The sequence below is a fragment of the uncultured Thiodictyon sp. genome (assembly GCF_903828115.1).
Classification (GTDB): domain Bacteria; phylum Pseudomonadota; class Gammaproteobacteria; order Chromatiales; family Chromatiaceae; genus Thiodictyon.
Genome location: NZ_CAIKKU010000029.1, coordinates 1 through 6,747, shown reverse-complemented (window position 1 = coordinate 6,747; position 6,747 = coordinate 1). Strand labels below are relative to the sequence as shown.

Genomic DNA, 6,747 nt, shown 5'->3' with positions numbered 1-6,747 from the left:
GGCTGGGCATGAGCTAGTGTCGCACCGTCATCGTACCCACCCGAGCACAGAACCGACAGCCGGGCCTTCTCGGCAACACGCTTCTTGCATGGGCTTTTCGGCCCTTTTTTGCGTCAGATTGAACATCCTACCCAGAGGGTGTCTTCAACAAGCACGAACTCGGGATAGGTCCGCAGCGAGAACCTGCGCAGTTCTTCTTCTTCGAGCGCCTGATCGGCACTGAACACTTCAGCGTAGCGCCCACGCAGTTCGTCCTCGCGCGGTCCTTCCGGAAACCCGACCGGGGCTATCAGGAGAAGCCCGTGTTGGAACTGGCGGTAGAGCACCCCGCGGTCATTGCGGTCCGCCGGGTAGCGCGTCGCGGCGGTTCGGTCATCCTTCTTTGCGTTGATCACCAATTCCTGCAAGATCGTAGCAATCGGATACCTAAATTCGGTAAACCGCTGCGATTTAAGCAGATCCACCCAGTCGCCGGTCTCGTAGACGCTCGCCTCGCCCTGGTACAACGTGGTGGAGGCGATGTCGAGGTAGCCAGCGGCCTGTTCGTCAAGCGGCTGAAGACCTTTCACACCGGCGTCGATGCGATTCTGGATGAAAGCCGCCAGCGCGGAATTGTCGAGCCCGGCGTCTTCGATAAAATCGTCGCGGAAAGCCTCATCCTCATCGAGACGCTTGTGGAAATCCTCGTTCCGCCCCTTGACGAAGAACTTCGAGAACCGGATTACGCGATGTCCGGTTTCCTGGTGCAGGATTTCTACCCCGTAGAGGCGGAAGGTCTTGCCCACCACCTTCTTCACTATCGGCGATGGCAGATGCTTGTCGAGATTGGCAATGCTCTGCTGTCTTTCAATGTTCTCAGCAATGCTAACAATGGACTCAAACTGCGCACACTTACGCGCCTCTTTCTCGCACGATGGTGAAATATCGACGAAGATAGTCAAAATGCCCCCTTTAGCGTTACCGCACCAACAGCAGGTGGTTACCGTGGATTTACCTAATCTGCTTTTCCCGCACTGAAACTATCGCCAGATCACTACGATTTTCAGAAATTTACGTAGTCCTCAGTGCTTGGATATCAAATGATTCCTCGCAATTGTTCAGATTCCCGGCACCGGAAACGCCGACAAGGCCCGGCCTGCGCACCGGTTGGGGATGGCAGCACGCAGGTAAGCCCCGGGCGAGTGCCGACGCTGCCGACAGGTGTCGATGACACTGGCCAACAGGAGTCCTAATCATAGCACCGCCCGCCCATCAGACGGCGAGCGGCGTCACGCAAGTCAGTTTGAGGACGCGCAGTCGTCGGCGTCGCGGGGACCGTAGGCACGAGACCCGCGTCATGGCCTGGATCATCGTTCCGGCCAGCGGCCACCTTTTGGAGCCCAAGGCTTCAGCTTTGGTGCTGTACGTCCAAGGCTGAAGCCTTGGACTTTGGTCCGGGGCGGCCGGAACGATGATCAAGGCCGCCCCGAGTTCCGGTGGCCGGAACGACGATCAAGCCCCGCGTCAGGACCCGTTGTTCTCGTTCCTACGCTCCAGCACTCATCGTTATACACAAGTACCATCGAGTCCCGGTGGCCGTGGCCGGGTCGGCGCGGCGCGGCAGCCGGACCACAGGGCGGCCAGGGAGGACCGCAAGTTGGGCGCGGCGGGCGCGCCACACGGCGAGCGATGACGTCTAAAGTGCGAGCGACCTTTCGCTATCAGCCAACGCCGATCACCTACTGAAAAACCTTGGGAAGCTTGACCCCTTGGCGTGACAACCGTGCTTTCCAGGTTCATTGGGTGCCGGCTTCCTCGCCCGGTCTTGCGCTTGCAAAGATCACCTGCAACAGGTCGAGCTTGGTGCCCACCTCCGGGGGGATGGACGCGGGATCGATGAACCGCACGAGCTGATGCAACTCGCCTTTGCGCAGCAACATGGCATGACCCAAGCGCTGCGCCAGGCGGCGGAAGAATTCCTCGGCGAAGCTGCTGAGCTTCAGGCGCTCGGTCTTCGCTTCCCAGACGAGGCGCGCGGCGTCCGGGGCGGCGTCCTTCCAGGTCGCGAAATCCGCGCTGCTGCCGCCGAAGACCTGCTCCTGGATCAATGCGTCCAGCACCTCATCGGTCTGGATCCGCAAGCCGTCGAACAGCAAGTCGCCGTAATGCTCGGCGACATAGGCGCGCAGGACCTTGGGTGTGATGAAATAGTTCTCGGCCTCATAGCGCCGCCAGTATAGGATCCTCAGGCCGCCCTCGTCCAGGTCCGCATGGTTGCGGCCATCGTTGTCCAGAATGGCGAGCCCTTTGAGCCCCGGAATCATCTCGCGCAGTGCAAAGAAATGGGCCTTCGGTGTCACACCGAAGCCCCCCTCCACGCGTTCCAGTTCGGAATCGAGACTGGGGTCCGGATAATTGTTCGCCACGTAGAAGGCATTGATCTGCTCATCCCACACCTGCGTCACCGGGTGGCCCAGTCGTTGCGCCAGCGCCCGCAGCATGTCCAGATCCGTTCCCCCTTCGACGTACAGCACATAGCCTCGCTGGCGCGCCCGGACATAGTGCTCGGCCCCATAGTGCTTGAGTGCGTTGCGAATGTCTGTCTTGGCCGCCAGGTTGTCCGCGCGTCCCTCAAGCAGCAGGGTCAGGTTATGATCGAGTGCCTCATCGAGAATCACCTCCGAATGCGTCACCATCACCACTTGGGACTGGTTTTCCGCGGCGATCTCGCGCAGGAGCACATAAACCTGCTTCTGCCGCAGAATCTCCAGGTGTGCGTCCGGTTCGTCGATCAGGAGCACGCTGCGGCGGTGGGAATAGAGGTAGGCAAAGATCAACAGCAGTTGCTGGAATCCGCGACCCGCCAGCGCGACGTCGAGGTCCTCCTTGACGTTGGCCTGGCGGTAGAACAGATCGATACTGCCCCGTGCCGTTTCTGTCGGCTCAGCAAGGTCGATCGCAAAGAGCCGCTTCATCAGCGCGGCGATCCGCCGCCAGTCCTACGGCGCGTCTTTGAACACGATGAGGCACAGGTTGCGCAGCACCTGGGCCGTCTGCCCTTGTCCCAACAATACGCCGATGCGCCCCGGCTGAAGGATCGGCTCCTCGGTTTCCAGGCCGGACATGGGATAGAGCAACGCGACGTTGAGGCCGGCGGCGGCGCCCATCAGGTCCATCCGCTGTGCCGTGGCCGCGTCCGGCTTACAATAGACCAACTCGTCCCCTTGGTTGCGAAAGGTCATGGTGACGGGCTCGACCCTGTTCTCGTGTTGGACACCCAGGGTGATCAGCAGGGGGATATCCCGATTGCCGGTGCGCACGGCGGTGTTGTGCCAGAAATAACGGGTCCGCTGCACCGGCACTGAGACGATGTTCAGGCGATTGATGGAGGTCGAGGTGCGCTCCGCGGCGGTCGAGGTCTGCTTGGCGTCGAACCAGGTCTTGACCGCCTGGGACCACAGGGCAATGGCCTGGATTGCCGTAGTCTTGCCGCAATTGTTCGGTCCGATCAATACGGCCGGATGATCGAGTTCGATACGCTGCCGGTCGCCGAAGCGTTTGAAGTTTTGAATCTCAAGATAATGAAACAGTCGCATGTCGTATCCCGTAAGCGTGCCTGGTGATCACAGCGATGGGGCGGGCGGTCTGACGGCGCGTCTCAGCAGTCAAGGGTCCGGTTTGATCTCGCCCCGGCCGAGGCCCGCAATCATGTCCCGCAACTGCTCGATGGCCTGTTCCCGCCGGGGATTGGGGTCCCAGCGCCTGCCCATCCCGGCCAGCACGTCCTGCGGCGCGGCCCCCAGCCGCTCCGGCACCAGCAGGTCGTAGATGCCGCGCCACTCGCCCTCCACCCGCAGCGCGAGGCGCGGGTTGATGAGGTACTGGCCGCGGCTTATCCGCAGGAAGAGCTTGCGGTTGTAGGGGCCCTCACGGTTGACCTCGTTCTTGGAGAGGATGGATGAGACATAGGTCTGCTTCTTGCGCCGGGCCGGCACCACCGACTCCGGGAACTGCCCCAGCACGGCGGCGAAATCGACGGCGTTCAGGAGGTTGCGGCGTGTGGCCCAGTTCTCCCCGAGCCGCTGGTAGAACAGTACCAGGGCGACACAGAGCATCAGGTATTCCATGTGCCGCCGGTCGAGCTTGACCAGGCGCCCGTCGACCTGGATGTCGATACCGGCCGGGGCCAGCCGCTCGAAGACGGCCGGCAGCCGGGTGCGGGCGAAGCGCTCGTCCGCGCAGGCACGATCGAGCGCGATCTGGAAGGCGTTCTGGCCATTGCCGTCGACCAGACCCAGGTCGGCATCGCGCTCCAGCAATTCGGTGATGAGGTCGGCGTGGCCCATGCGGCTGGCGATCATGAGCGGTGTCTGGCCGAAACAGTTGCGGAAGTCCGCCCCGTATTTGTCGACCTCGCGCAGGACCCCGCCCGCGTGTTTGAGGCTGTAGAGCAGGTAGTGCTTCTTCTCCAGGATCGGCCAGGCCTTGTCCGGATGGCGGGCGGCCTGGAGTCCGGCACGATCGAGCGCATTGAGCAGGCGCTGGTCGCGGTAGACCAGGGCGTATTCCATAAGGCCGATGCGCGCCTTCTTGTCGCCCTTGACCAGAGCCTGGTCGCGCAGTGCGGCCAGTGCCTCCCCGCGCAGTACGGCCCAGGGGACCTGCTGTTCTTTGAGGATCTGGGAGCGGATCTCGGCCGCCTGCTCGTCCTTGCCCTGGAGTTCCAGCCGATGGGCCTCGCGGCGCCACTCATCCAGGCTGGAGCGTTGCTCCTCCACGTCCGCCACCCCCTGGTGGACCTCGGTGAGTCCCAGCAGCGCGAGCAGAGGCTGGGTGGGGCGCGGTTCGATCAGATAGAGGTTACGCACCGCCCGCGTTACCGCCACATAGAGCGCGTTGATGTAGAACTTATAGATCTCCAGCGACTTGTCATTCTTGTCGCGCCCGCGGGCGTAGCGCAGTTCCCCCTTGAGGTCCGCCTCCGTGAGGTCCGCGGCGATGTCGCGGAAGCGCTTTTCCTCCCCGCTCACGAAGCCGTAGAGGAGCACGTTCTCATACTCCAGCCCCTTGGCCTCGTGGATCGAGAAGACGAGCGGAGTGCGGAAGAAGCGGCGTACCTCGGCCTTCTGGTCGTCGTGCAGGACCAGGATGGCGAAGCGGGCGGAGGCCGCGGTGCGCCGGTCCAGGTCCCGCTTCACCGCGTCCGTGTCCGCCAGGAGCCCGACCCGGCCGGCGCCCGGGCCCCGGCTCACGACCAGATAGTTGCTCTCCCGGTCCACCGAGCCGAAACGGGCGTGCTTGATGTGCAGCAGCCGGTTGGCGATCTCGGTGACCTGGGGGGAGTTGCGAAAGTTGGTGTTCAGTATCCTGATCAGCTCGGTGGGGCACGGGTCCCCCTGCTGGTTCCAGAAGAGCGTCTTGACCTTGGACCAGGAGAAAAAATTCGGGTGGACGATCTGATTGGAGTCCCCGCACAGCAGGAAGCCGCGGGGGTCGCGCAGGGCCTTCAGGATCAGGAGCAACTGCACGTTGGTGAGATCCTGCACCTCGTCCACCACCACGAAGTCGTAGCGCGGTACCACCCGGGTCAGCCAGGCGTGGCTCAGGATATTGCTGTCGAACCAGCCCTCCTCGGCCAGGAACTTCAGGTAACGCTCGAAGAGGTCGTAGACCACGCCGCGCAATTCGGGTGGGTAGATGGACTGGCGCACGCCGAGCGCCAGGTAGGTCTCCCGATCGAGATATGCACGCTCCGGCGCGGTGCCGGTGATGGCCCCCTGGACCTCCTCGAAGAGCCGGTGACTGTCCTGCAACTCCTTGGGCAACCGCTGGCGCGCCGCCCAGCCGGCGAACACCCGCGGAGTCATCTCGCGGCCCGGGGGCACCTGGATGCTCTCCAGATACTCCCGATAGGACAGAAACTCGACCTCCTGGTCCTCGTTCTCATAGCCCTGGGCGTAATAGAGGTCGCGCGCGTTCTGGGCCAGGAAGGGCGAGCGGGTCACATAGAGACAGTCGCCCCGGGCGTCCTTCAGCTTCTCCAGGGTCAGCGCCGTCTTGCCGCTGCCGGCCGAGCCGATGATGACGAGCGGCGGGGGCAGGCGGTAGATCGCCTCCTGGTCGTCGTCGAAGGACAGCACCTTGTCGAGCAGGTGGAAGCGGTGCAGGGCCGGGTTGAGATAGGGCAGTTGCGGGGCCGTCTGCGCCGCCGCGGCCGCGGCGTCCGGGATCTGGTCTTCGTCGATCGTCACCCCGCGGGCGAGGAAACGCGACTGCTCATAGGCGTGCCGGTGGATGAACTCCAGGGCCAGGACGTAGTGCTCCGCGCCGTGCCGGTACAGGGCGAACAGCAGCCGGTTGCTGCGGTCCAGCCGCGCCCGGTAGAGGTTGTCACCGATCTTCTTGACCTCGGCGGAACGGAAATCGTCGGCGCGCAGATAGGCCGCGAGCTTCTCGAAGCCGGGGATGGCGGCGGTGTCGAGACCGCGGTAGACGAGGATCTTCAAGGGGTTCCCCAGATCGGAAAGGCGTGGTTGAAGCCCCTGGACGCGACGCGCGGGGGCTTGGTTGGTCGGGATGATACCAACCCATCCGTGCGGCTTCAGGAGTTCCGGCGGTCCGGCGGTCCGGCGGTCCGCACAGCGGACCCTTGTATGCTCTGTTCCAGGGATTGACAGGGATGGTGGATACACGGATGTTGCGGAGCGTGCCCGGGAAGCCGTCGGACCCTGAAGCCTCGAGCTTGTACGTAGATTGGCTCCCCGCCCT

At 63.3% G+C, this 6,747-nt stretch carries 4 protein-coding genes; all 4 read right to left on the bottom strand.

Translation table 11 applies throughout. The annotated features are described in order from the left end of the window. Nucleotides 1-113 precede the first annotated feature (113 nt). The 4 genes from QZY48_RS01055 to QZY48_RS01040 all read right to left on the bottom strand — a co-directional run bounded on the left by QZY48_RS01055 (nucleotide 114) and on the right by QZY48_RS01040 (nucleotide 6,485). Nucleotides 114-941, bottom strand: coding sequence for a hypothetical protein (locus tag QZY48_RS01055; protein ID WP_295426588.1), 828 nt, complete (start codon nucleotides 939-941; stop codon nucleotides 114-116). An 834-nt stretch (nucleotides 942-1,775) separates the two neighbouring features. Next, nucleotides 1,776-2,954 carry an AAA family ATPase gene (locus tag QZY48_RS01050; RefSeq protein ID WP_295426587.1) on the bottom strand — a complete coding sequence of 393 codons (1,179 nt, stop codon included), beginning with the start codon at nucleotides 2,952-2,954 and terminating at the stop codon, nucleotides 1,776-1,778. A 24-nt stretch (nucleotides 2,955-2,978) separates the two neighbouring features. After that, nucleotides 2,979-3,575, bottom strand: a complete 597-nt coding sequence (locus QZY48_RS01045; protein WP_295426586.1) for an AAA family ATPase — start codon at nucleotides 3,573-3,575, stop codon at nucleotides 2,979-2,981. A gap of 69 nt (nucleotides 3,576-3,644) precedes the next feature. Then, on the bottom strand, nucleotides 3,645-6,485 hold the full coding sequence (locus QZY48_RS01040) for an ankyrin repeat domain-containing protein (protein WP_295426585.1): 2,841 nt from the start codon (nucleotides 6,483-6,485) through the stop codon (nucleotides 3,645-3,647). Between the last annotated feature and the right edge of the window lie 262 nt (nucleotides 6,486-6,747).